The organism is Chlamydiales bacterium (assembly GCA_016185065.1).
GTDB lineage: Bacteria > Chlamydiota > Chlamydiia > Chlamydiales > Rhabdochlamydiaceae.
On the sequence record JACPOL010000008.1, the window covers coordinates 448,992 to 474,429 of the forward strand.

General features: G+C 49.3%; 16 protein-coding genes. 9 read left to right on the forward strand and 7 right to left on the reverse strand.

Annotated elements, in window-relative coordinates; translation table 11 throughout:
* Window positions 1-58 precede the first annotated feature (58 nt).
* From HYX48_06010 to HYX48_06030, 5 genes are read left to right on the forward strand one after another with little or no spacing between them, the layout of a single operon-like run.
* On the forward strand, window positions 59-1,843 hold the full coding sequence (locus HYX48_06010) for a hypothetical protein (protein ID MBI2743454.1): 1,785 nt from the start codon (window positions 59-61) through the stop codon (window positions 1,841-1,843).
* Window positions 1,840-3,561: a hypothetical protein gene (locus HYX48_06015; protein MBI2743455.1), complete on the forward strand. Its 1,722-nt coding sequence runs from the start codon at window positions 1,840-1,842 to the stop codon at window positions 3,559-3,561. The genes HYX48_06010 and HYX48_06015 overlap by 4 nt, the downstream gene beginning before the upstream one ends.
* Window positions 3,558-5,222, forward strand: a complete 1,665-nt coding sequence (locus HYX48_06020; protein MBI2743456.1) for a hypothetical protein — start codon at window positions 3,558-3,560, stop codon at window positions 5,220-5,222. The genes HYX48_06015 and HYX48_06020 overlap by 4 nt, the downstream gene beginning before the upstream one ends.
* Window positions 5,219-6,442 carry a hypothetical protein gene (locus HYX48_06025; protein ID MBI2743457.1) on the forward strand — a complete coding sequence of 408 codons (1,224 nt, stop codon included), beginning with the start codon at window positions 5,219-5,221 and terminating at the stop codon, window positions 6,440-6,442. Before HYX48_06020 ends, HYX48_06025 begins: the two co-directional genes overlap by 4 nt.
* Window positions 6,443-6,501: 59 nt before the next feature.
* Window positions 6,502-6,876, forward strand: a complete 375-nt coding sequence (locus HYX48_06030; protein MBI2743458.1) for a hypothetical protein — start codon at window positions 6,502-6,504, stop codon at window positions 6,874-6,876.
* A gap of 140 nt (window positions 6,877-7,016) precedes the next feature.
* Here the strand turns inward: HYX48_06030 and trpS are convergent, their stop codons facing one another.
* The 7 genes from trpS to HYX48_06065 all read right to left on the reverse strand — a co-directional run bounded on the left by trpS (window position 7,017) and on the right by HYX48_06065 (window position 15,653).
* Window positions 7,017-8,018: a tryptophan--tRNA ligase gene (gene trpS, locus HYX48_06035; GenBank protein ID MBI2743459.1), complete on the reverse strand. Its 1,002-nt coding sequence runs from the start codon at window positions 8,016-8,018 to the stop codon at window positions 7,017-7,019.
* Between the two features lie 86 nt (window positions 8,019-8,104).
* Complete coding sequence (locus HYX48_06040; GenBank protein ID MBI2743460.1) at window positions 8,105-9,460, reverse strand: hypothetical protein; 1,356 nt, start codon at window positions 9,458-9,460, stop codon at window positions 8,105-8,107.
* Between the two features lie 72 nt (window positions 9,461-9,532).
* Window positions 9,533-10,747: a hypothetical protein gene (locus tag HYX48_06045; protein ID MBI2743461.1), complete on the reverse strand. Its 1,215-nt coding sequence runs from the start codon at window positions 10,745-10,747 to the stop codon at window positions 9,533-9,535.
* A 19-nt stretch (window positions 10,748-10,766) separates the two neighbouring features.
* Window positions 10,767-11,963, reverse strand: coding sequence for a hypothetical protein (locus HYX48_06050; protein ID MBI2743462.1), 1,197 nt, complete (start codon window positions 11,961-11,963; stop codon window positions 10,767-10,769).
* Between the two features lie 18 nt (window positions 11,964-11,981).
* Complete coding sequence (locus HYX48_06055) at window positions 11,982-13,100, reverse strand: hypothetical protein (GenBank protein ID MBI2743463.1); 1,119 nt, start codon at window positions 13,098-13,100, stop codon at window positions 11,982-11,984.
* A 28-nt stretch (window positions 13,101-13,128) separates the two neighbouring features.
* Window positions 13,129-14,163: a hypothetical protein gene (locus tag HYX48_06060; GenBank protein ID MBI2743464.1), complete on the reverse strand. Its 1,035-nt coding sequence runs from the start codon at window positions 14,161-14,163 to the stop codon at window positions 13,129-13,131.
* Window positions 14,160-15,653, reverse strand: a complete 1,494-nt coding sequence (locus tag HYX48_06065) for a hypothetical protein (protein ID MBI2743465.1) — start codon at window positions 15,651-15,653, stop codon at window positions 14,160-14,162. Before HYX48_06065 ends, HYX48_06060 begins: the two co-directional genes overlap by 4 nt.
* Before the next feature lie 153 nt (window positions 15,654-15,806).
* On the opposite strand from HYX48_06065, the gene HYX48_06070 reads away from it, so the two are divergent.
* The 4 genes from HYX48_06070 to HYX48_06085 all read left to right on the forward strand — a co-directional run bounded on the left by HYX48_06070 (window position 15,807) and on the right by HYX48_06085 (window position 25,251).
* A complete protein-coding gene (locus tag HYX48_06070; GenBank protein ID MBI2743466.1) occupies window positions 15,807-18,563 on the forward strand; it encodes a protein kinase in 2,757 nt (918 codons plus the stop codon).
* On the forward strand, window positions 18,535-20,076 hold the full coding sequence (locus tag HYX48_06075; protein ID MBI2743467.1) for an FAD-dependent monooxygenase: 1,542 nt from the start codon (window positions 18,535-18,537) through the stop codon (window positions 20,074-20,076). Before HYX48_06070 ends, HYX48_06075 begins: the two co-directional genes overlap by 29 nt.
* Window positions 20,077-20,300: 224 nt before the next feature.
* Entirely contained in the window at window positions 20,301-23,132 is a 2,832-nt protein-coding gene (locus HYX48_06080) for a valine--tRNA ligase (protein MBI2743468.1), read from the forward strand.
* Between the two features lie 10 nt (window positions 23,133-23,142).
* Window positions 23,143-25,251: a copper-translocating P-type ATPase gene (locus tag HYX48_06085; GenBank protein MBI2743469.1), complete on the forward strand. Its 2,109-nt coding sequence runs from the start codon at window positions 23,143-23,145 to the stop codon at window positions 25,249-25,251.
* The last annotated feature ends 187 nt before the right edge of the window (window positions 25,252-25,438 follow it).

A 25,438-nucleotide genomic window follows, 5' to 3' on the forward strand; every position in this document is an offset into this window, starting at 1 on the left:
TTTCGCTCCGCTCAATCAAAGAAAATAAGATTTTTTCAACACGGTACCAAATAGAACTATGGCATCAAGAACAGACTACGCACAGAGAACTCCTCAAGACGCCTACGTCGCAATCTGCGAATGGGCGGATTCTGACGGCCTTGTGGCGCTCAGCCGGGTTTCAAAAGCTTTCAACGCCGCAACGCGCGAAGTCATTCGCTATTTGTCGGACGAGCTAAAGCAGGTAAGGGGCACGCTGATTTTCGAAGAGGCGTATGCGAAGAATGATTATCCTAAAGATCGTCCTATAGAAGAAGCTCTTACGACGTATGTGAAGGCGTGCGATGCCCTACTAACAAAAGCCATAGGACGCCAGCCTCCAGGAAATCTTCCTGCCGGAGAAGAGTGGGTGGTTAGACTGAGGCAGCAGGTCCGCTTTATACATGTCTTTGGGGTGGTGCAACCCAGCAGAAGCGAAAACTTACGGCTCTTATTCTTCTTCTCGCGCTTTTTCAAGGATTTAAACGATCTTCAGCTGCCGGAACAAAATGCATGGGTTCATCAAGAAAATTGGCTACAAGCAAAACTTATTGCAAGTGGAGAAGCCGACTCTCATCCACTCTTAACTGCAGAAGAGCGAAGCGCAAGAGAAGCAGAAATCTCGGTTGACAGAACATTTATTTTGATGCTTCAAAGCGGGCGTCTTAAAACTGCTTGCAACACCTTTGAAACTTTTTACTATATCCCAGAGCTTGTAACTAGGCGCTTTCATAAGACCATGCAAGAGGGTTCCACAGATTTAACTCCTTTCATGAGAGACCTAAAAGCCGATGCGGAAAAAAGTTCCGCTGGCGCTGCTCGATTTAGAGCCTTCTGTGCTGATTCTCAGAGGCTATCGACGACAAAAATCAACCAGCTTGAAGAGTTCCTGCTTAACGACCCGCTTCACCGGGCGCGAGACTCGAATTTTCGCCAGCTCTGCATAGCTTTGCATTCGAAAGGAATTTTTACTGAGCAAGACGTGTCGGTGGTAATAGATCTTCTGCGTACAGCATTCGCACGACCAGACATCGCTGTTCGAATCGCTCAAGTTGAAGAGCTCTCTTTGTCTCAGATCACGGATATTCCTCCAGAGCTGAGCGCGTTAACTGGGCTTAAAAAACTTAGCATCTTTTTCAAAGACGGCACGAGGCTAGACAGATTAGATCTTAGAGCCTTTGCATTTACTCAACTTACGCACCTACATATCAGCAAGGCTGGACTTAACGAGGTGCCGCTCATCTCCGAAAGCGCTACATCCCTCTCTAAAGTCACTATCTCTCAGCAAGAGCCCATCTACGTGCTTACCGATGATCTTGCAAGAAGAACTCAAGCAAACAGCCTTCTTGCATACTTCTATCAGGCCGTTGTCCACTCCGCATTTTGGGATCCTAACAATCAGATAGGCTTCGCTCCACTCAGATACATGGGTCTTGATTCTAGTCATCTTTCAGACCTCCCCTTCTTCATCTGGTTTAGAGATAACTGCAACGTTCCACATATTCCCATCCTCGATTTGGGTATGTGGGCAAGGAATGCCTCTTACCCTTTCATCGGCGACGTCAGCACTATGCTTGAGAATCTATTCACCGGACGCTTCTACTCTCTGATGAACAATCCAGCTCTGATTCCTTGGGCGCTACTCTTAGCAGTACCAGCAGCGCTACTCGGCATTACTTTTATTGCTCTGAACGTCGCTATCTTCGGAGTAAACCTCTTCCTCAACTACGCGATTGAGCCGATCGTCACCTACTTTAGAGATCAGCTCGGCTACAGCCGCATGGTCCACATCCGCAACTTCCCTGAACAAGGAGCAGCATTATGACATCAAGAGTAGAGTATGCAACTCCTCAAGACACCTACGTTAAAATCTGCGAGTGTGCGGGTTCTGACGGCCTTGTCGCGCTCAGCCGGGTTTCAAAAGCTTTCAATGCTGCATCGCGCGAAGTCATTCGACTCCTGGGAACTAAGCTGGATCAGACCTGGGATAGAGAGGTCACTGAAGGAAGCTACAACGCTCAATTTTCAGAGGTGCTTAGGACCCAATTTAGAGGAGATTATGCGAGGATGATGAGGGGGCAAGTTGTTGAGTGCACCTATCTAATTGATAGCGCACTAGGGGCTAGTTATGGAGCTGTGCGCAGAGTGTTAAAGGAGCGATGGGAGCGCCTCATTGCACTTCCTCTCGTTGAGCAGGTGAATGCTCTTTCAAACAAGCGGCGTGCACTTTTTTTCTCAGAATTTAAAAGAGAGCTGGAGCGGTGCCAACTTCCAGCGACGCAGCAGTGGGCTATTGCTAGAAATCCTCTGGATGAATACTTAAGAACACATGGAGAGCAAGAGGCCTTCTTCGCTTTAACGCATAATCAAAGAAGAGACCGTAGTGCTGCGATTGAAATCGAAAGGCTTGCAATTGTTACTCCTAAAACGGGGCTGATTGCTGCCTGCTCCCTTCTCTGCCACCAGTTCTATCTCAGAGAGATAGTGACAAGGCGCTTTGAATCTACGATGAGAGAAAATTCTACGGAGTTGGATCCCTTCATGAGAGATCTAAGAAGCTCTGCAAGTGAGACCAGTGTTGGGCTTCAAAGATTTCAGGCCTTCCGCAGAGACCCCAAAAGCCTCTCTCTAGAGAAGATCACAGAGTTCGAAGAGTTTCTGCTTACTGATTTGGAACACAATGATCAGAGGCGTATTAATTTTTCTGAACTTCGAGATGCACTCAGCGCCCAACAGATTCCTTTTGACGCTCACGAATCCGATGAAAGCCTGCGCTCTTTGTTTGCCACCCCAGATCTCGCTTCTCAAATTGCGCAGATTGGGAGTCTTAGATTATTGCAGGAGCTATCTGGCATCCCTCTAGAGCTGCGCTTATGTAAAGGATTAAGGGAGCTGCAGATCATCTTCGAAGCGGGCTGCAACTTCACTAGCCTCGATTTTAGCGCATTCACTGAGCTCGCAACCTTAACCATCAGAAATGCTGGGCTCTCACAGCTACCTCTCCTTCCAGAGAATGGAGAGACTCTCTCAAGAGTCGTTATCGATCAACCGGAGCCCATCCGCGTGCTTCCAGATGATCTGGCCAGAAGAACGCAGGCGAATACTTTTAGGGCTTTTGCTCAAGACGCCTGGTTCCACATGCAAGTATGGAATCCGCAGGCACACAATAGCTACCGCATTTACAACTTGGGATTTATGGATCTTCCACCTGCAAATCTCTCCGATATCCCCTTCTTCATCTGGTTTAGAGATAACTGCACCGCTCCCTACATCCCTATTCTCGACTATGTTAAGATGCTCGCCTCCCCTGCAAAAGCTCTCTATTACGCAGGTGACTACCATCTCCTCATTCCTGCGATTCTATTCACATTCCCTTTTGCTTTTCTTAGCCCGTTTTTTTTCGCAATCAACCTTGCGATCTTCGGAGTAAACCTCTTTCTTAACTACGCGATCGAGCCGATCGTCACCTATTTTAGAGATCAGCTCGGCTACAGCCGCATGGTCCACATCCGCGACTTCCCTGAACAAGGAGCTCCATTATGACATCAAGAGCAGTAGATCACGCATTAAGAAGCGATCAAGACGCTTATGTCGCACTCTGCGAGATGGCAGATGCAGATAGTTTTCTTGCACTCAGCCGCATTTCAAAAGCCTTCCGCGATGCAACGCGCGAAGTCACTAGATTTCTGATATCCAAACTCGATCAGACTTTGGAAGCAGATTCGGTGGACAGACGCTACAGCGATCTATTTAACGAAGACCTTCCTTCTACACACATCCCAGCACTGGCGCAGGGGTGCTCTGATTTAGTGAGAAGCGCATTTGGACCAAATCTAAATGCCCGGAGCGCCATGCGCACGCGGGCGCAGCCCCTCTTTGCTATTTTTAACGAGATGCAAAGTAGCAATCTGACAAACAAACGATTTGCTCTCTTCTACTCCGACCTCATGCCAAAACTGCGCGCATGCCAGCTCCCTGAAGCGCGCCAGTGGGCTTTACAGCAGGATTGGATAACTGCAAAATTGGCAGCGGAGGGAGAAACTGATACCTTTGCCGCTTTAACTCCGGAAGAGCAAGCAGCGAGAAGAGGTGCTATCTCCCTTCAAAGAGACCAGATTCTTTTTGCTCAAGAGGTATTTCTTGATCGAGCTCTTACCTTCGCGCAGAAGTTTTGTGTAAGGGAGCTGGTAGCACAGCGTTTTGAAGCGGTGATGAGAAGAGGCACTCCGGGCCTGCACCCCTTTATGAGAGATCTAAGAAGCGCTGCAACTGAAACCCAATCAGGTTTTCAACGGTTTCAAGCCTTCCGCAGAGATCCTCAGAGGCTCTCTCTGCCAGGCATTACTCAATTAGAAGAATTCCTTATCACCGATACGGCACACAATCGGGATAAAGAGCAGAATTTCGTACGGCTATGCGAAGCTCTCAACTATCGTGGTCAGAACTTAGACGTAACGCAACCTGATGCCACTCTTCGCGCAACTTTCCGCGGTGCTGCAGAGGCTATTGGACAGCTAAAACATCTTATACTGCAAAATGTAACGGGTGTGCCTCGAGAGATCAATGCACTCACAAGCCTAGAGACTCTGGAGATCCACTTCTCAGCGGCGTCAAGAGCCAGCCCGGATTTTGAAGCCTTCTCATTTAGCAATCTTACCAGTCTAGTTATCTATGGCAGCAGATTTGATCGCACGCCCACCTTTGCCCCAAGTGCCACAGCTCTCTCTTGCTTGGTGATCCATCAGAAAAAACCGATCCGCGTGCTCCCAGACGATCTCGCAAGAAGAACGCAGGCAAATGGCCTTCTTGCCAATGCCCATCGTTCCAATAATAATAACATCCCCTATATGAACCTCGATCCTCATCAGCTCTCCGACATCCCCTTCTTCATCTGGTTTAGAGATAAGAGCAACATTCCCCTCATTCCCGTCTTTGAGGGGTTAAATCACCTCTCGGAGATCTTTAACACTCTCACGAGAAATTTTATTTTCTTAGATGCCATATACTTAATTCCCTGCTTGCCTTTGGCTACACTCGGCGCTCTTTCCTTCGTGGCCCTGTATGCCCTCAATATCGCCATCATGGGAGTGAATCTTTTCATAAACTACGCGATCGAGCCGATCGTCACCCTTTTTAGAGACCAGCTCGGCTATAGCCGCATGGTCCATATCCACACCTTCCCTGAGCAAGGAGCTTTGTCATGACATTAAGAACAGTAGAACAATCAATAAGAGATGGTCTAGACGCCTCTGTCGTAATCTGCGACTTTACGAATTCCGACGATCTCGTTGCACTCAGCCGGGTTTCAAAAGCTTTCAATGCCGCAACTAGCGAGTTCATTCGGCTTCTGGCAACCAAGCTCAACTTGACCCCTTGTCACGATGAAGTGGAAGCAGAATACCGCGAAAAGTTTGGTACGGAACCTGCAGCTACAAAAGTCTCAGAACTTTCAAGGAGATGCTTCTCTATTCACACCTGCTTGACGTTTTCTACTTTTGGTCGCGCAAAACACGATCAGTTCTGGAACTTTAGAAGAGATTTTGGGTCTACGCAAAATAATGAGCTTGTCGATATGCGACTCTCAATTTTTTATGACAAACTTACGCTGAAGCTCCAAGCTTGCGAACACTCCAGAACTCATCTCACAGATGAGACTGAAGTCGAACATCAACTGCTTGTTAATCACACCTACAATTTTTTTGAGCGGTTCAGTATTAAAGAGCGAGTGGCAGGAAATGTTCTAAGAACAGCAGGTGCAGAACCTACAACACTCCGGCCCTATTTTGAAGATCTTAAGACCAGAGCACTTGCCGACCCGGAAGGAGCCGTGATCTTCAATAGCTTCAGAACGGTCCCCCATAGGATATCGGCAGGAGAAATTACCGCAATGGAGCGATTTCTAGCTAGAGACCTCCATCCGAGCGCCGACCAAGCTTCAATGCCTCTTCTTCCCGACGATCTCGCAAGAAGAAGTCAGGTAAACATGTTCACCTCCTACTTCTGGCACGCCTCTATGCGCACCATGCACTGGAATCCTATGAACACAAGACTTGATACCTACTACCGAGGTGCGTATATGGGCCTCGATCCTCGGCAGCTCCTAAGTGTGCCCTTCTTCATCTGGTTTAGAGATACTTGCAATATTCCCTACATTCCCTGCACTGATTATCTAGAAATGCTCAGCTACCCAGCAAATGAGCTATCCAGATCTAGTAACCCCCTCTATATGCAACTCCTAGCGATTCCCTGCTTTCTACTCGCGCTACCTTTTGTATTTCTTAACTTTGCCTTTTTAGCCATCAACCTCACAAGCTTTGGAATAAACCTCCTCCTCAACTATACCGTCGAGCCGATCGTCACCCTCATTAGAGACCAGCTCGGCTATAGCCGCCAGGTCGAGATCCGTAACTTTCCCGACGCTTAATAACTTTTGATCTCTTTTTTTTCACCTTTTCGATAGGGTGAAAAAAAAGGGGTAGGTTCATGCACAAGTTATTCGTATCTAAAAAGAAAGCCAAAGTCTTCGCTTTTGTCCTGTTTCTGATGGGACTGCTAGTTCTCTCTCTTATTAACGACTGGTGGCCTGGGATCATGCTCGTCATTGGCATTCCTCTGGCTGTGCGCCAATTCTCACTGGGCCGCTACTACGACATGTGCGTAACGCTCTTTGTCTTTTTGGGGGTCTTTTTCACTGCACTCTTCAGCTTTTCCGAGCGCTACCTGCTTCCTGTGCTCTTTATTGTAGGAGCCATCTACCTCTCCTTCCGCGAGTATATCGAAAGCACGACTCCTCCCGAGGATGAGTCCGAAGAGGATCTAAACGAAGAGATCGAAGAAGAGCAGCAAGAGAAGAAATAGAGCAGCCTCTTTTTTGGAGTGCGGAGACTTGTCTCCGCTTTTCTCGAGATCGACCTGGCGATCTCTCTTAATTGAGCGAAAATCGACAAGTCGATTTTAAGAAAAGCGGAGACAAGTCTCCGCACTCCAAAAAAGAGTTATTAGTAGTCTAGGTGCATCGCCTTACGGACTTCGAGGAGGGTGCGAGAGGTGACCTCGCGGGCGCGTTTCGTGCCGTTAAAGAGGATCTGCATCACCGCGTCAGGGTCTTTTGCGAGCTCTTCGCGTCTTTTGCGTATAGGGCCTAGAAAGGCCTCCAGCACCTCGATGAGGCGCTTCTTAACCACCATGTCCCCCAGCCCGCCCCTCGTATAATGGGCTTTTAAGGCCTCTAGGGCCTCTTTATCGGGGTCAAAGGCGTCGAGATAGGTAAAGACGGTATTCCCTTCAACCTTGCCCGGATCTTCCACTCTAATGTGGCCAGGATCGGTGTACATCCCCTTCACCTTTTTAACGATAAGGTCGGCGGAATCTGAAAGGTAAATGCAGTTGCCAAGGGACTTGCTCATCTTGGCCTTTCCGTCGGTACCTGGAAGCCTTCCAGTAGTGGAAAGCAGAGGCTTAGATTCAACAAGGACCTCGCACTTGTAGATGCGATTAAAGTGTCTAACCACCTCGTTGGTCTGCTCGATCATGGGAAGCTGATCCTCGCCAACGGGAACGAGCGTGGCTTTAAAGGCGGTGATATCGGCTGCCTGGCTAACTGGATAGATCATAAAGCCCGCGGGGACTGCTTCGCCGAATCCCTTCTGTTTGATCTCCTGCTTAACGGTAGGGTTGTGCTTAAGCCGGTTCCAAGTAACGAGATTGAGGTAGTAGAGGGTAAGTTCAGGAAGCTCGGGAAGAAGCGACTGGATGCAGATGGTGGTCTTTTTGGGATCGATGCCCACCGCTAGATAGTCGAGAGCGACCTGCAGGACGTTTTCACGCACCTTCTCCGGCTGTTCGGCGTGGTCTGTTAGCGCCTGCTGATCTGCAATCATCACATACTGAGTACAGCTCTCTTGGAGCTGCACACGGTTTTTAAGTGAACCAACATAGTGACCGAGATGCAAACATCCGGTTGGCCTATCGCCAGTTAAAATGATAGTCTTCTTGTCCATAAGAGTGGCGATCTTGCCAAACTTTGGAGCTATCGTCAAATCTTTTCAACGATAGCTTGATCAAGACGGCTGTCAAATCCTTAATACTAGAGAAGGGCGCGTTCAGTTGATTCTGCGAATGATCCCTCAATTACTGGCATGAGTTCAGAAGGCTCTTCACGCTTCTTATTGAACTTCTCGACCTCTTGCTCAATCATTTCCGCTCTCATTTTACGGTCATTTGATTTGAGAATCTTAATCAGATTTTGATAAACCGCATTTCTGCGGCTTACAACTTCTTCCAAAAATTCTTTACCAGCTATAGAGGATGAAGTTTGAATTTCTAAAGGAGGCAAGGTGCGCGCATCAATGATTTGTTGATAGTGAACCTGATCGAGATCAAAGTGATCGAATGTGCAAATACTGCTCATCACATTTTGAGTCGCTCTATTCAAGAATTCTGTCCGCGTTGGAAAAGAGCCGGCAAGTTCGGCTGGCTGCATGCTTTTTAATGCTGCATATACAGTTTTTGCAGCTTTTCTGACCCTTTTGCACAGCTCTTCACTCCTTCTGCGCTCTCTCCACTCTTCAACAAGTTTCGTGACAGTCTCACTTGCACCCACTTGAAGCGCTTGCAAAAAGAGAGTCACTTTTGAATTGCTAGCCTCCCAACCATGGTGGGAAACTCTCTGCAGCTCTCCACGAGCACGGGCAAAAGCGTTCTCGGTAAATTCTATGACAGCTCCGCTACAACTCCCAGAAATTGCAGCTTCTTCATGGGCAGTTGTCCAGCGAATTGTTTTTGGAAGCTTAGCAAATGCCTCGTATCTTCTGGTCAAGTCGTTAAAAACGTGAATGAGTTCATGGGCAAGAGTACGCCGCAATGATAGCTTCTCTAGATGCCACCTCCCTCTCTCATCTACCATTAAACTCATGAAGGTGCGTTTCGTGTCGAGCGCTACAATATGTATCTCTTCAGCAGTAGATGTCTCTTGCGTTCTACGATATGCGCACGATTGAGTAGCTATGTTTAAACCAGATTTTTTTTCACTCTTCTGTTCGTGAAGATCCACAGCTACTTTTTCAAACCTCACTTGTGCACTCCGCCTGCCTGCTTCATAAGCAATTGCTTTTATCAGCGCTCTTTCTCCAGGAACCATCGCCATATCTGTGAGGGCTTCAAAGACCTGGAGGCCGAAATCCTTTCCTGTTGGCGCACTAGAAAAGAGTCTTGTGGGAATAACGAATATGCAATCTCGAGCATACGCAGTTTCTGTAGCAGGCGTTCTTTCAGTAAGAGAGGTGATATAAGCTTGAGCTTCACGCTGGACTTGGAAGCTTGAGATGACAAGCGCTGTTACCTTTTTAGGGTGATCGCTACCTGCATACTCTGCAATGGTATCTGCCCATGAGTAGAAGTGTCTATTTAGCCTTTGGGATGGAGTTAAGCTTGCCGTTGTCATAAAAAAAATCTCTATTAAAAATTATTACTGTCGGGTTAAAAAATATTACTGTCGGGATTCGGCTTCGCACAATCAAAGAGAGAATGAGGCCAGTCTGACGTTCCAGACAATGCGTTCAGCTCTCTCTTTTCGGCCAAGAGATTTAAGTGTATTAATGAAGAGCTGAAAGGCGGCGCTCCTTCTCTTTGTCATTTCTTGAAAAAAGACAAGATCGGTCTGAGCGGGTAGAGACTTTTCCACAAAAGGGTTATGCGCGCAAGCTTTAATAAGCCTCTCATCCGAGACTCCATCCAGAAAGAAAAGACTTGTCAGCTGTAAACTTCTAAATGCGAATTTGTCAATGGCCTGGCGTGAAGCAAAGCACTTTTCAAGCTCCTCTCGACGAGCAGCTTCTGCTAGTAATCTGCTAACGGTTCCATCAGCGCCGAAGATGAATGCTTTAACAAAGAGCTCCTCTTTAGAAACAGTTGCTACTCCTAAGTGCGAAACTCTATGCATCTCTCCTCTTGCAAGCGCAAAAGCATTTTCTGAAAATTCTATAGACTCTCCTGCGCAGGCACCGGTGATCGCCATCTCTTCGTGTGCATTTGTCCAGCGTACTGTTTTGGGAAGCCTCTCATACCCCACATGCCTTCCCGTTATGGCGCAGTAGACGTGAAGCAGCTCATGAGCTAAGGTGCGGCGAAACGAGGTGGGCTCTAAGTGCCACGCGCCGCGACTATCCCCCATTAATTTCAATGAAGTATTAGGCGTATCGGGATCTAAAGCGACCCAGTGTATCTTTCCTTTTGACCCTGTTTCGTAGCACGCGCACGACTTGAGCTTAACATTATGGAGTTTGGCAAATGCGGGTGAAACATCTGGGTAGGACTGCTCAAATCCAATTTGCGCGCCCCTCTCTTCTGCCTCGGAAGCAATAGCCTTAAGTAGAGCCATCTCTTTCGGCTCCATCCCCATCTCCATCAGGCCTTCTCTCACAAGAAGCGGGAAGCTCTCTCCCTGATAGCGAGCAAAGTAGGGAGCAGCTTTAAAAGTAAATAGACCCCGCTCGACAAGAGTTGTAACGTAGGTCCTCGCCTTCAGAAACAGGTGCGACGCGAACACGAAACGTCGAGAGACGCGTAAGGCCCCAGCCGTATCTCTTGCTCCCAAAAATGAGAGCACGTGCTTAAACAGCCCATCTGTAAGGAGCTCCAGCCTCTCCTCTTTAACGGCTATTTTTGCCCTTTTGGTCGCAGAAGGAGGTAGGCAATCGCTAGAAAATAGACTTATCGATGCAGCCGTCATAATATCTCCTTATGGGGAATTAGCAGCCTTCATCATCGTCGCTGTGGTACTCCAGCTCGCGAGGAGGTTCATATTCGTTGAAACAAGGTTCCACAATTTCCAGCTCTCTATTTCTAAGAGACCACCTTATATCGGAGACAAAATTGTCTTTTTGGGAGCGACTATACTGATAGATATCTGAGATATCGAGATGGATGAGCTTTCCGCATGCATTGACAATTTCAATAAGAACTTCTTTACCTAATTCTGTTCCAACAAACAGGTGTGTGAGTTCCCCACCTTTTTGCAAGATTCTTCTAGTAAGACTCTCCCGCTCGAACTGATCATGCCAGTAGTCGCCTGCCCCCAAACGCCTTAAGCTTGGCGAGTCTAGAAGAATATCTACCGATTCATGCTTTATTCCTTTACATCCCCTAAGATCAGCACTCGTTAAAGAGGTCATCTTTGCAAGCACCACTGCGGTCTTTTTAGTCAGCCCATGGCAACATTCAAAACGGACGCTCCGGAGCTTTGTAAGGGCTCCTAGGCCCGCAAGTCCCGCATCCGTTACGTGTGGATCTATTGCGTGACGTGCTTCCATTAACGTTAGCTCTTCTAATTCCGGACATCCAGTAGTGATTCTTCTTGCGAGAGTGTCGGAAAGCCCCAAATCTTGCTTGTCACTAATAATACTCAAACTTGTGAGCTGTTTGATTCTTGTTGAGGCCAAAATGTCTACTACTGCTTGTCTAAAACCAGCATGAGCTCTCTCTTCCCAGTCGGCAACTAGCCCCCTCCAGTCACGTGGGTAGTCTATTTGACTTTGCCGTTCCATGCTTACCGGAGTGCTTAAAGTGTAACGCACTCTCAAGTATAGACTGCGAAGGCTATGCATCTCATCGGTTAGCTCTGTGTAATTCGTCGCCCAGCCCATCGCGCAACCTATTCCATTTGCGAAATGGTAGTGAGACGAAAGGCTAGTTCTATAATCGGCAACTTTTCTTATTCCATGTAGAGACATACGCCAGATAGCCTCTGCATTCTCGCGCAAGCGCTTGCAAGTTGGCAGAACCGAAGCTCTCTCCATCGGACAAAGAAAGGTGTGAACGTAGTTGAAAAGCGGTGCAGAAAGCCTTTTAAAGCGATTTTCCCTTTCTTCTACTCTCGCTCTTTTGGGTGAGCTTGTGGCCACCTGAGAAAAGGGAACCAGACTCATCGATGCTGCTGCTGTTGTCATAAAAACTCTCTATTAAAATTATGGGCGTTCATCTTCATCATAATCTACCATGTCGGCGGCGATGCGCGGCATTCGAACGTCAACGCCTTTAAAAGCCAAAGTTATCTGCGCTGCCCGCCCGCTGCTTATTTTATTGAAGCTTGAGAGATCCACGAAGACCAGTTTTTTGCATCCTTCCGCAACTTCACAAAGACACTCAGCTCCCCAAGTGGTGATGTCTCGGAAGTACCATTTGAAAGACAAATGCGTAAGATTCCGCCCTTTTTTTGCGACCACACCCATGACACGAAATTGATCGCCTTCATTTTGGCCTAAGAAGGAGCCCACTGATAGTCGTCTTAAACTTGGCGAGTCTAGAAGAACGTCTAAGGATCCATGCTTTATTCCTACACACCCATCAGCAACAGTCACGCTTGTCAACGAGGGTGTTTTTGCGAGTACCTGTGCACTCCTCTGAGACAGTCGACAGCAACTTTCAAAAGATACGCTTTCAAGTTGTTTGAGTTTTGCAAGATCTCTTATGCCCTCATCAGTTAGCTCTTCACAGCCAGAAAAAGTAAGCGTGTTTAATCGGGGACATCCAGAGATAATTCTCTGTGCACTCTCATCGGAGAATCCCAAATTATGGCCTTGAACATGTAAACTTGTGAGCTGTGAAATTCTGCTAAAACCCAAAATTTCCACAGTTACTCCTTCGAGCGCTAAAATATCCTGTTTTGTAAAGGTGCGTACGCGTTTGAACAAGTTTCTTGTAGAGTGTGGCGAGCCATCTTGTAGGAATCTTACAAGATGTAGCGACTCGGAACTTAAAGTTAACGAACGGAGGTTTGGCATTATTCCAAATAGTTGCGCATAGTCTTTAACGACTCTTGAACTCTTTGAAGCGAGATGGTAGCAATCTGAAATGTAACTACACTCTCTTATCCCGCGAAAAAGCGTGCGTACGCTTACATCTGCAGCTGCGCGTAAACCCCTGCATGTCGAGAAGATGCTAGCGAGATCTTCCGGAAGAAGAAAGGCGTGGACCTTGTTGAAAAGCACATCCGGAAGCTTTTCAAAGCGACTCTCTACCCTAGCTACCCTTGCGGCCACCTGAGAAGAGGGAACCAGACTCATCGATGCTGCTATTGTTGTCATAAAAACTCTCTATTAAAAATTATTAGTCTTAAAACTCGTCAGAGTCCGACTCAGCATCAGCTGGGGGACAAAGGCCTAAAATTGTAAGGCGGGGATTCTGCTCTTCCATTGCGCTGCGCAGCGAAGCCCGCTGGGAAGCTGTTGGGAGGTCGAAGGCTCTCATGTCGAGCTGAATCAGCTGCTGGCATCCACTTGCAATCTGAATGAATCTAGCCGGTTCATACTGCGTGTGAAGTGTAACTAGATGCGTAAGATTTCCGCCCTTTTCTGCAATCACACCAGCAATTCTCTGCTGCTCTTGGTAGTCGTGATCGCCGTTGATGCCGCCCAGCTCTAGGCTTCTTAAACTTGGGGCGTCTAAAAGAGCGCTTACCGCCTCATGCGTCATGCCGAGGCATCCCATGAGATTGACGCCTGTTAAAGAGGGCATCTTAGCAAGACGCTCGGCGGTCTTTGTAGAGACTCTAGGAGAGCCGTAAAAAGAGGCCGTATGCAGTTTTGTAAGTCTTGTAAGCCTTGTTGTGCCCTCATCTGTTAAGTCGAAGCACCAGTTGAGATGGAGTGTATTTAACTCGGAACACCTAGTGGCGATGTCATAAGCAGTAGCGTTGGAAAGCCCCGAACTAACGTGTAGTTCAGTGAGCTGTGAAACAACTTTTGAAGCGAGAATCTGCCTGACCTGCTCTCTTTGAGCTCTAGCGGAAAATAGACCCTTCCCATTCAGCTTCAAGAAGCGTAGGTTTTTCATCAGATCGACTACTTGAGTGTAGTTTCTGGGAACTCTTAAACTCTCATTTGAAAATTTCAACCAGCCAAGAACGTCTTCCACGCTTCTCACTTCTCTTGAAGACATCAGGTAAATATCACCTGCGGATTTATAGAGGCGCTTGCAAGTTGGAAGCAGTTCAGCGAGCTCTCTAGGATCTAGAAAGGTGTGAACATAGTTAAAAAGCGCTTTTGAGAACCTCTTGAAGCGGTTCTCCCCTGCCTCTACTCTAGCTCTTTTGGGAGTATCGAGCCCCGTCGGAGAATAAGAAATAAGACTCATAGATGCTGCTGTCATGACGAGCCCTCCTTTTTGCCTTCGGCTTTTTGCTTTTTACTTTCGGCTCGCTCAGCATTATCTTTGGCGATTTGTGCTTGTAACTCAGCTTGCATGCGAAAGAGAGGTTCTCCGGCTTTTATGAGGCGCTGGTGGAAATCTTCTCGCTCTTTCTGGATTTTTCCGATCTCTCTCTCGATGACTTCTACTCTCTTTTCTCTTCCGTTATTCTTAAAAAATTCGATTAATACGCCGTAAGCAACGTGTCTGTGTTTCACAAGCTCATCAAAAAAGGCTTCATCTAACTTATTGGTTTGAGCTGGCATTTCCACTGGCAGCATGGTGCGGGCTTTGATAATATATTCATCAAGGACGCGATCGAGATCGAAAAGTTTGGATACGCCTAGATCCTCCTGCACTCCCTGCATCTGCTTTTCGACAGCTGCAGTGACGCCTGCAAACGATTTAGCGACCAGATCTTTGGGAAGAACTTGAAACACCTGCTCTAGCGCTGCACCTACCTTCTTAGTCTGTGCAACTCGCTCTTCGCAAAAGTCTCTACTTACTTTGCGCTTTAACCACTCTAGCATGAGTGTATGCATGGTTCCGTAAGCGCCAACCTGAAGCGCTTGCAGAAAGAGAGCCTCTCTAGAATCGCCTAGCCACCATCCTTGGTGTGTGAGCCTCTGCATCTCTCCGCGCGCTCTGGCAAAGGCGTTTTCAGAAAATTCGAAAACGGCACCTTCGCAAGTTCCAGCAATAGCAGCCTCTTCATGGCCATTTGTCCAGCGAACGGTTTTGGGAAGCTTCTCAAACGCCTCGTACCTTCTGGTTAAAGCGTGGAAAACGTGGACGAGTTCATGTGCGAGAGTGCGGCGGAGAGATAGCTTTTCTAGGTGACGCTCACCCTTTCCATCCTCCATTAACGTGAAAAAAGTGCGATCTATATCCAATGTAACTGTATGGATCTCTTCTGCTGCACCTATATACCTCTCAAAATGGCTAAGCTCCTTTATTCCAGCTTGCGCGCACGACTCATGAGCGGCCTCTTTACCAAAACCACCTAAAAGCTTACTTCCCATTTTAGCAAACATCTGTTCGAAGGGGTCTGTAACCGCCTTCTCAAAGACTACTTGTGCCTTCCTCTTGTCAGCTTCAGAAGCAACTGCTCTGATCAGCGCTCTCTCCTCAGGCACCAGCGCCATCTCTGTTAACGCTTCATGCACGATGGGATAGAAACTATCTCCTCGACCTCGATAGGGAGAAGAGAACATGCTTACTGGAATTTTGAATACACCCGCTCGAGGATAAGGGGATCCATCTCTAGGAGGGGTTCTCTCCGTGAGTGATGAGATGTAGGCTTGAGCAGCTCTTCGGGTCTGAAAATGGGAGCGAATAAGCTCGGATACTTCCGCAGGTTTGTCGCTACTCGCATACTCGGTAACGAGGCGTGTCCACGAGTAGAACTCCTCATTTAATCTCTGAGATGTTGTTAAACTTGTTGATGTCATAAAAACTCCATAAAATTAAAAAATAATTACAAATAGTTTACTAAATTTTTTAGTTAATTTCAATTTATATTTAGAATTTACATCGCTTTAATTATTAACGACTTAAAAAAATTGTCTATCCAGAAATTCGCTATTTTCGAATGATGGCCTCATATGCATCAATCTCCTACTAAAATTGGACCTTTTGAACTGGTGGGCAGCCTTGGAAAGGGCGGCATGGGAGAGGTCTTTCTGGGCAGGGACCCGAGCTGCGGGCGGCTGATTGCGATAAAGCGCATCCGGCCAGACCTTGCCAAACACAAGGTGATGCACGAGCGCTTCTTGCGAGAGGCAAAAATCGCAGCTCAGCTTACCCACCCTTCGATCATCCCTATTTATGCGATCTGCGATAGTGCGGAGAGCTCCTACTATACGATGCCCTACGTGGAGGGAGAGACCTTAAAAGAGATCCTCCTGACCACGCGCCAGCAGGAGAAGAAGGGAGAGCCTCAGCACCCCGTGGGGAGCTCCGTTCCTGCCCTCATGCGCATCTTTCTGCACATCTGCCAGGCGATCGCCTACGTCCACTCGAGGGGGGTGCTCCACCGCGATCTTAAGCCAGAGAACATCATCATTGGAAAGTATGGCGAGGTGGTGATCCTCGATTGGGGTCTTGCCGATTTTCTAGGCAAAAATGGAGACGACCTACCCGCTCCAGCAATCGAGCACACACATCCAGAGATCACGGGGCCTGGAAAGATCCCGGGCACGCTCGTCTACATGGAGCCGGAGAGGGCGCAGGGAGAGAGGCCCTCGCTTCTTACCGACATCTATGCGCTTGGCGTGATCCTCTACCAGCTGCTAACGCTACGCCTCCCCTTTCACCGCACGACTCTTCCCGAGTTCCGCAAGCAGATGGCCCGCGAGGAGATTCTAGATCCAGTGGAGGCGTCGCCCTATCGAGACATCCCGCTTCAGCTGGCGGCAATTGCAAAGAAGTGCCTCTCTCCCAAAAAAGAGGATCGCTACCAAAAGGTAACCGACCTGATTGAAGAGCTTCAAAACTATAGCGAGGGCAGGCCCGAGTGGATCCCCGCAGCGGAGCTGAACTTGGGGCAAAAAGCTGACTGGGAGTTTGAAGAGAATATCCTGGTTGCAAAACATCTTGCAATCACAAGACAGCCCGACGTGATGGAGTGGGTTAACCTGATGATCTCAAAGGGCTCCTTTCCGGGAAATATTCGCATGGAGACGAAGATCTCGCTTGGCGCAAGCGGAAGAGGAGTTGGCATTCTTCTCTGCGTGCCTGAGCGCTCTGAACGCGTAGGACTCAATGAGGGCTACTCCTTCTGGCTAAGTGCAGAGGAGGAGGCCTCTTCAAGGCTCTTCCGCAGCGGCATCGAGGTGATGGCTCTTCCGGGTGTTGTGTTAAAGCGGGGCCAGCAGCACACGCTATGCATTGAAAAATTTGACAATAACGTTCGCCTTTTTCTAGATGGCAAGCTGCAGATGCACTATTTGAGCCATCGCCCTGTGATAGGCACGCACGTGGGACTGCTTCTGCGCGATGCCGACCTTCAGATGGAGGCGTTAAAAATCTTTGTGGGAAGCTTAAGCGTCGAAGTCAACTGCTTAGCGGTTCCAGATGCCTTCTTGGCGAACCGCCTCTATGGCAAGGCGCTGAGTGAATACCGGCGTATCGGCTACTGCTTTCCGGGAAGGGCTGAGGGAAGGGAGGCTCTCTTCCGCGCGGGCGTTACACTTCTAGAAGAGGCGACCTCTGAGACGAGAAAAACGAGAAAAAAACTCCTCTTCTCACTGGCGCTTGAAGAGTTTAGCAGGCTAAGAACAACGCCTGGGGCTCCCCTGGAGTATTTAGGAAAGTCTCTTGTGTACAAAGTGTGGGGTGAGATCGAAGACGAGGTCAAGTGCCTCGAGCTTGCACTGCGCAAATACCCGAGGCACCCTCTGCTTCCTATTTTAACGGAAGAGATCACCTTCCGCCTGCATGAGAGCACAGCTCAAGATAAAGTCTCCGCCTACCACTTTGCACTTCTTGCGCTTAGACAACTTCCCCACATCTTCTCGACGCAGGATGGGCAGAAACTTCTCGAGAGTTTGAAAAACCACCTAGAGCCGCTCCCCTTCATCGATGAGAGCGCTGACCAGATAGATTTTCTCGCTAACCTCTCGGTTCAGCTCGCCTTCTGGCTTGCGAAGCCGATTACGCTGATTGAAATTTTGGAGAGCCATCCGCCCAAAGAGATCGCGGATAACGCTCTCTTTGCCCTTCTCTATCTCGGATGCACGGCTCTTGCAAAAGAGCATCTCCCCCCAGACTCTCCCCTTCTCATGGTGGATGAGAGCCCGAAAAAAGCGCTGGAGAACTTCTTTGCCATCTATCCGACCCCTCGTGGATTTAGCGAGCAGAGAGCCTGCCGCTACTTATTTAGAAAGATTCTGGATAGACAGAGATCCTCTCTGCTGCTCCCCTACCTGAAAGTGATAGAAGAGAGCGGCATGGATGACCTCATTGCAACTGTTCTGCTGCATGAGAAGAAGTGGGAAGCGGCTTCAGCTCTCTTCTCTCGTTACTCACTATCTGAACTCTCAAATCCCTACTCTCCGCTATTTACTCTCTATGGCTGCCTCCTGCGTAAACTCGAAGGAAAAAAGGCGTCGCTCGACCACTTCTCCTCGATAGACGAGCTCTCCTACCTTCCGACAAGCGCACTTCTCGCCTTCTTTTTAAAAGGAAAGATCGACTTCAAAAAAGGGTGGAGCAGGCGCGCATTCTACTGGAAAAAAGTCCAACTTTTAAGGCAGCTCTCTCTCTTTCTACACTCTGCTCAATCGCCCGACAGAAGTGTCTGGCAGAAGCGCTTAAATCAAGAGTTAAAATATGTCTCAAAAACCTATCCAGCTTTTTAAAAGCAGAGTCGCACTAATTGCTGGTGCGGGCCCGACGGGTCTTACGCTGGCGTGCGAACTTGCAAGGAGAGGGATCGATCTTCGTCTTATCGAACCTCTTGAAAGGCGCACGATGCAGTCGCGGGCTCTTGGAATCCAGCCGAGAACACTTGAGACCTTTCAGAAGATGGGAATCATCGAACCCTTTCTTAAACATGGCCTTCCGGTAAGACAGCTCAACGTCTATCGCAATGGAAAAAAGCTACTTGAAGTGAACTTGCGGGAGATAGACTCCCCCTTCCCCTATATTTTGAGCATTCCTCAAGCTGAAACAGAGCGCATTCTCACCGAGCATCTAGAGAGCTTTGGAAAGAAGATCAAACGGGGAGTGAAGCTCTCTTCGATAAGAAACGGGTGTGCGACGCTCTCCCAAAAAACGGGAGAAGAGGAGCTGATTGCTCCCACTTGGATCATCGGCTGCGATGGAGCTCACAGCAGCGTGCGCCACAGTTTGAACGTTCCATTCAAAGGAACGAAGTTCTCCGAGGTATTCATTCTTGCAGATCTCACCGTTGAGGGACCTTATGCGCACGATGAAGCTCACCTCTTCTTCAGCGATGAGGGGCTCTTTGGTTTTGTCCCTCTTCCTCAACCGAACCAGTTCCGTCTCATCGCCCCTTTTCCTGAAGATTCAAAGATCACAGCAGAAACTCTCGATCTGGACTTCTTTGAAAAGATGGCACGCCAGCGGATCGGATTTGGAGATCTTCACATTAAAAACCCCACCTGGATCTCTCTCTTTCATGTGCATAGACGCATCGTCTCTCAGATGCGTTTTGAAAATATCTTCTTGGCGGGAGATGCGGCGCACATCCACAGCCCAGCGGGTGGACAGGGGCTAAACATGAGCGTGCAAGACGCCTATAACCTCGCATGGAAGCTAGCATTTGTGGAGAGTGGAAGAGCTCCCGATTCTCTTCTAAATAGTTATCAGAAGGAGCGCCATCCGGTTGCAAAACGCGTTCTCTTTTCAACGACGCTCGTAACAGAGATCATCACCTCTCCAGTAAAGTGGACCAAGGATGTCGCAAGCTTTGTGATGCGCCTTCTTCTTAAAACTCCTGCAAGAATGATTCTTCTGCGAGGAATGGCTGGCATCTCCATCCGCTACAAGGGAAACTCCATTCGCTCTCAATCTTTTTGGGACCGCTTCTGGTGCGCACCAAAAGTAGGCGTGCGAGCCCCGGATGCTGAGCTTGCAGATCGGACGAAGCTCTTTGACGCCCTGCGTCAAAAAGATTTTCTCCTTCTTACCTTTGCTCCCCTGCCGGCACACATCAAAGAAAAACTTGAATCCCTCGGCATCGCCACTCTCCTAGCAGAGGGTGAAACCGTACGAAAAGTCTATTCTGCAAAGGAAGGAAGCCTCTTCCTCATCCGCCCCGACGGCTACATCTCTTACCGCAGCCGCACGCTAAACCAGCAGCACCTGCTGGACTATCTCAGCGCTTTCTGCTACACTTCTGCGCCTTAACTCCGTCAAGGCGCTCGGAAAGAAGCCCGCCTGGGAACACGGACATTAATGGACGGGAAACGGACGAAAATGGACAGGAAACGGACAGGCGGGCAAGAGAGAGAGAAAATTCTTTCTCTTTTCAGCGCGTGTCCGTTTTCGTCCGTTTCCTGTCCATTCTCGTCCATTTACGTCCGCTTCTTCTCCGAGCGCTCTTTTACAGAACTATAAAATGTGGGCGCCTTATGGCAGAACTCGATAAAGCTTACGATCCGAAGAAGGTTGAGGAGAAGTGGTCCCAATTTTGGGAGCAGGGCGGTTTTTTTAAGGCAGATGCGAAGAGCACAAAGCCCGCCTACTCGATCTCTATTCCTCCTCCAAACGTCACAGGTGTGCTCCACATGGGGCATGCGCTTGGCGACACTCTGCAGGACGTGCTGATCCGCTGGAAGCGGATGAGCGGCTATGAGGCTCTCTGGGTTCCTGGGACGGACCATGCGGGCATCGCCACACAAACAGTCGTTGAAAAACAGCTGATCGCAAAAACGGGCAAGCGCCGTAAAGAGTTCTCTAGAGAGGAGTTTCTCTCGCACGTCTGGGCTTGGAAAGAGACGAGCGAAAATCAGATTCTTTCGCAGATCAAACGTCTTGGCTGTTCTTGCGACTGGTCGCGCCTTGCCTTCACCATGGATGAGAAGCGCAACCTTGCCGTGCGCACGATGTTCAAGAAGATGTTTGACGATGGGCTCATCTACCGCGGCGACTACCTCGTGAACTGGGACCCGATCACACAGACCGCTCTTGCCGACGACGAGGTGGAGTATGAAGAGAGAACAACAAGCCTCTGGTATATCCGCTATCCGGTTGAAGGAAGCCGCGAGTCGATTATTATTGCCACTACGCGCCCAGAAACGATGCTCGGAGATGTCGCTGTTGCAGTTTCACCAAGCGACCACAGATATAGCTCACTTATCGGCAGCACACTGATCCTTCCTTTGATGGGAAGACGCATTCCCGTGGTTGCAGATCACCACGTCGATCCGACATTTGGCACTGGCGTTGTTAAAATTACTCCTGCTCATGATCCAAACGACTATGAGATCGCCCACAGACACAATCTTCCCCTTATCAACATCCTCACTCCCGACGGGCACATCAATGAGAATGGCGGAGAGTTTCAAGGGCTTCCAAAAGAAGAGGCGCGCGAGATCATCGTGCAGAAGCTCAAAGAGCTAAAACTACTAGAGCGCGTAGAGCCCTATAAGCACAGAGTGGGCCTCTCCTACCGCTCAAAAGCGATCATCGAACCCTACCTCTCTAAGCAGTGGTTTGTTCGCATGGCGCCCTTCAAAGAGAAGCTGATCTCTGCCGTAAAAGAGGGACGCGTTAAGCTCCTTCCGGCTCACTGGGATCACACCTACTTCCACTGGATTGAGAATCTTCGCGACTGGTGCATCTCGAGGCAGCTCTGGTGGGGACATCGCATTCCCATCTGGTACAAAAAGGCGAACCCGGAAGAGATGATCTGCTATGCAGGCACAGATCTTCCCCCTGAAGTTAAGAAGGCGCCCGAAGAGTGGGCTCAAGACGAGGACGTACTCGACACCTGGTTCTCATCCGCTCTCTGGCCCTTCAGCATCCTGGGCTGGCCCGAGAAGACGCCAGATCTGGAGAAGTTCTATCCCAACAGCACGCTTGTTACCGGACACGACATCCTCTTCTTCTGGGCAGCGCGCATGATTCTCATGGGAGAATATGCTCTCGACGAGCCACCATTTACCGAGACCTTCATCCACGGCCTTATCTACGGAAAGTCCTACTGGAAGTATCAGAAGGATGGCTCCACCTCTTTTGTCACCGGCAAAGAGCGCGATGGATACGATCTCGGACAGCCCACACCTCCTGAAGTGCACTCCAAGTGGGAGAAGATGTCCAAATCGAAGGGAAACGTCATCGACCCGATCGAAATCATCGACAGTTACGGAACCGATGCGATGCGCATGGCGCTCTGTGCAAGTGCCACTCACGCGAGGCAGATCGACCTCGACCGCAGACGCTTTGAAGAGTTTAAGAACTTCACCAACAAGGTCTGGAACGGCGCGCGTTTTGTGCTGATGAACGTAGAGGATCTCACCCCAGATGCTTTTGCAAAAGGTCTGGATTCAGCTCTATTTACACTCGAAGACCGCTGGATTCTTTCGCTTCTGAATAAAATTACTCAAGAGGTAGAGGGACATTTAGAGGGTTATGCGTTCGACAAGGCTGCAACCTGCGCCTACGACTTCTTCTGGAAAGAGTTCTGCGCCTACTACGTCGAACTTGTGAAGCCCTTCCTTTTTGGAAAGGTGGGAACTCCTGATGTGCGCGTAAACAAGCAGAGAGTGCTTGTGACAATTCTCTGCCACATGGTGCGCCTCTTGCATCCGATGGCGCCTTTTGTGACTGAAGAGCTCTTCCAGATTCTGAAAGAGCGCTTTAGCTCTGATGCCCCTCTCACTCATGAGCCGTATGTGAAAGCAGCTTCAGAAGCTCTTCGCACTGCTGCCTGCGCAGTTGCGTCTTATCCCAAGCTTGTACGCGCAAGCGATATCGATGCTGAGATCGAGCGCCGTTTTGCGCTGATGGATAGCATCGTTCACGCTGTGCGCAACATTCGTGCAGAGATGCAGCTCCCTCCCGGCACTGCCACCGACCTGATCCTCATCGGCTCTTCAAACGATCCGGAGTTTAAGATCGTAAAAGAGAATCAGATGCTGGTTCAGAGTCTTGTGCGCATCCAGAACATGCAGTTTGAAACAGAAGAGACGCCCCTCTCCTTCTCGGCCAGCGCAGTGGTAGGCAGCATCAAGCTTGTTATCCCACTCCCTGCAGAGATGAGAGAGAAGGAGCTGATCCGCCTTACCAAAGAGCAGGAGAAGCTAATCCAGCAGCAGAATAAGACGCGCGAGCAGCTGGCTAATCCACAATTTGTTCAGAGAGCCCCCGCAGAACTTGTAGAAAAATTGAAAGCTGCTATTGTGCAAGCAGATAAAGAGCTCGCAGAAGTGATGAGCAAGCTCAAGAAATTTTCTACTTAAGAACGAGTAAATGACAGATCAGTACACCTGTCCGATGCACCCCGAGGTGCTTCAGGATACTCCTGGCTCTTGTCCCATTTGCGGAATGGCGCTTGAATCGAGAGGATTTTCTGCCGAAACGCAGGAAGATAGTGAGCTCAGCTCGATGACAAGGCGTTTTGGCGTCTGCCTTGCGCTGACACTTCCCCTCATGCTCCTCTTTCTTTTTGGAGACCTTCTCTCCCCTGCCAGCAGCATGTGGATCGAAGCGCTCCTTGCAACGCCTGTTGTCCTCTGGGGCGCCTGGCCCTTTTTTGTACGCGGAGGCCGGTCGATCATCAATGGGAAGCTCAATATGTTCACACTGATCTCGATCGGTGTGGGCTCCGCATATATCTACAGCATTATCGCTCTCTTCTTTCCTGAGCTCTTCCCCTCTCCGACATCAATCGATGTAGCAGCACCAAAAGAAGGCGTCAGCGTATACTTCGAAGCTTCTGCTGCAATCACTGTGCTTGTGCTTTTGGGACAGGTCCTAGAACTTAGGGCCCGCAGCAAGACGAGCCATGCAATTAGAGCGCTTCTGGGCCTCTCTCCAAAAACGGCAACTCTCGTATCGCGAAACGGCCAAGAGCAGGAGGTTCTATTCGATCAGGTTACCCGAGGAGATATCCTGCGCGTTAAACCCGGAGAGAAGATCCCCGTGGATGGAGTGGTGATCGAGGGCTTCAGCCGTGTTGATGAGTCGATGATCTCTGGAGAGCCGCTACCACAAGATAAAAGAGTTGGAAGCAGAGTGATCGGCGCCACATTAAACCAGAGCGGCAGCTTCCTCATGCGCGCAGAAAAAGTGGGCAGCGAAACCCTGCTTGCACGCATTGTGCAGATGGTAAGTGAAGCTCAACGAAGCAGGGCTCCAATTCAGAAGTTGGCAGATAGAGTATCGGGCTATTTTGTCCCCGCAGTTGTCATGATCGCAATTCTCACCTTCTGGATCTGGTATCTGGTAGGGCCAGAGCCTGCGCTCGCAAACGGAATCATTAATGCCGTCTCGGTGCTGATTATCGCCTGTCCCTGCGCTCTTGGTCTTGCAACCCCGATGTCGATCATGGTTGGAGTTGAAAAAGGAGCAAGCGAGGGGATCTTGATCAAGAATGCAGAGGCACTTGAACAGCTTGAAAAGGTCAATACCGTCATCTGCGATAAAACGGGCACCTTGACCGAAGGTAAGATCCGCCTGAACACGATCTACTCGATTGAGAGTGGTGGTGAAGATCGCCTTCTTCGCTATGCCGCGAGTTTAGAGCTCGGCAGCGAGCATCCTCTTGCTCAACCCATCGTCGAGGCGGCAAAAGAGAAGGGGCTCGCTCTTGAGAAGGTAGAAGAGTTTCAGTCGCATGCGGGTCTTGGAGTAACCGGCGTCATCGACGGCAAGAGCGTGGCAGTTGGCAACAGGCAGCTGATGATCACTTTGGGGCTCGACGTCTCGGCTCTCCACGACATGGCAGAGAGCTATAGGGGGCAGGCCCAGACAGCGATCTTTGTGGCTGTAGATAAAAAGCCGATTGGTGTCCTCGCAGTGTTTGATAAGATTAAAGAGTCCACTCTCGAGGCGATCGATCTGCTTCATGAAGCTAAAATCCGGATCGTGATGCTTACAGGAGATAACTTCACAACAGCGCGCGTCGTTGCTAAAAAGTTGAATATCGATGAAGTGGAAGCGGAGATACTTCCTGAGCATAAGGGCAAGATTGTAAAGCAGCTTCAAGAGCGTGGCAAGATCGTCGCAATGGCAGGAGATGGAATCAATGACGCACCCGCGCTTGCTCAAGCAGACGTCGGCATCGCCATGGGGACAGGCTCCGATGCTGCAATTGAAAGCGCCGGCATCACTCTCGTTCACGGAGATCTGCGCGGTATCGCACGAGCCCGCAACCTCAGCATCGCCACTATGCACAACATCCGTCAGAACCTCTGGTTCGCTTTTATTTACAACGCCCTCGGCGTTCCTATCGCCACGGGCATTCTCTATCCCTCATTCGATATTCTACTCAGCCCGGTGATCGCAAGCGCTGCTATGGCCTTCAGCTCCGTCTCCGTCGTCTGGAACGCCCTCCGTCTCCACCGCGCCAAAATCTAGGAGAAGAGCGCTCGGAGAAGAGCCCGCCGAGAAAAATGGACATTAATGGACGAGGAACGGACAGGAAATGGACAGGCGGGCAAGAGGGGAAAGAATTCTTTCTTCAGCGCGTGTCCATTAACGTCCATTTTCCCGGGCGGGTCTTCTCTTCTAGAAAAAGGAGAGGGGTGCAAATCTAAATTTAAAT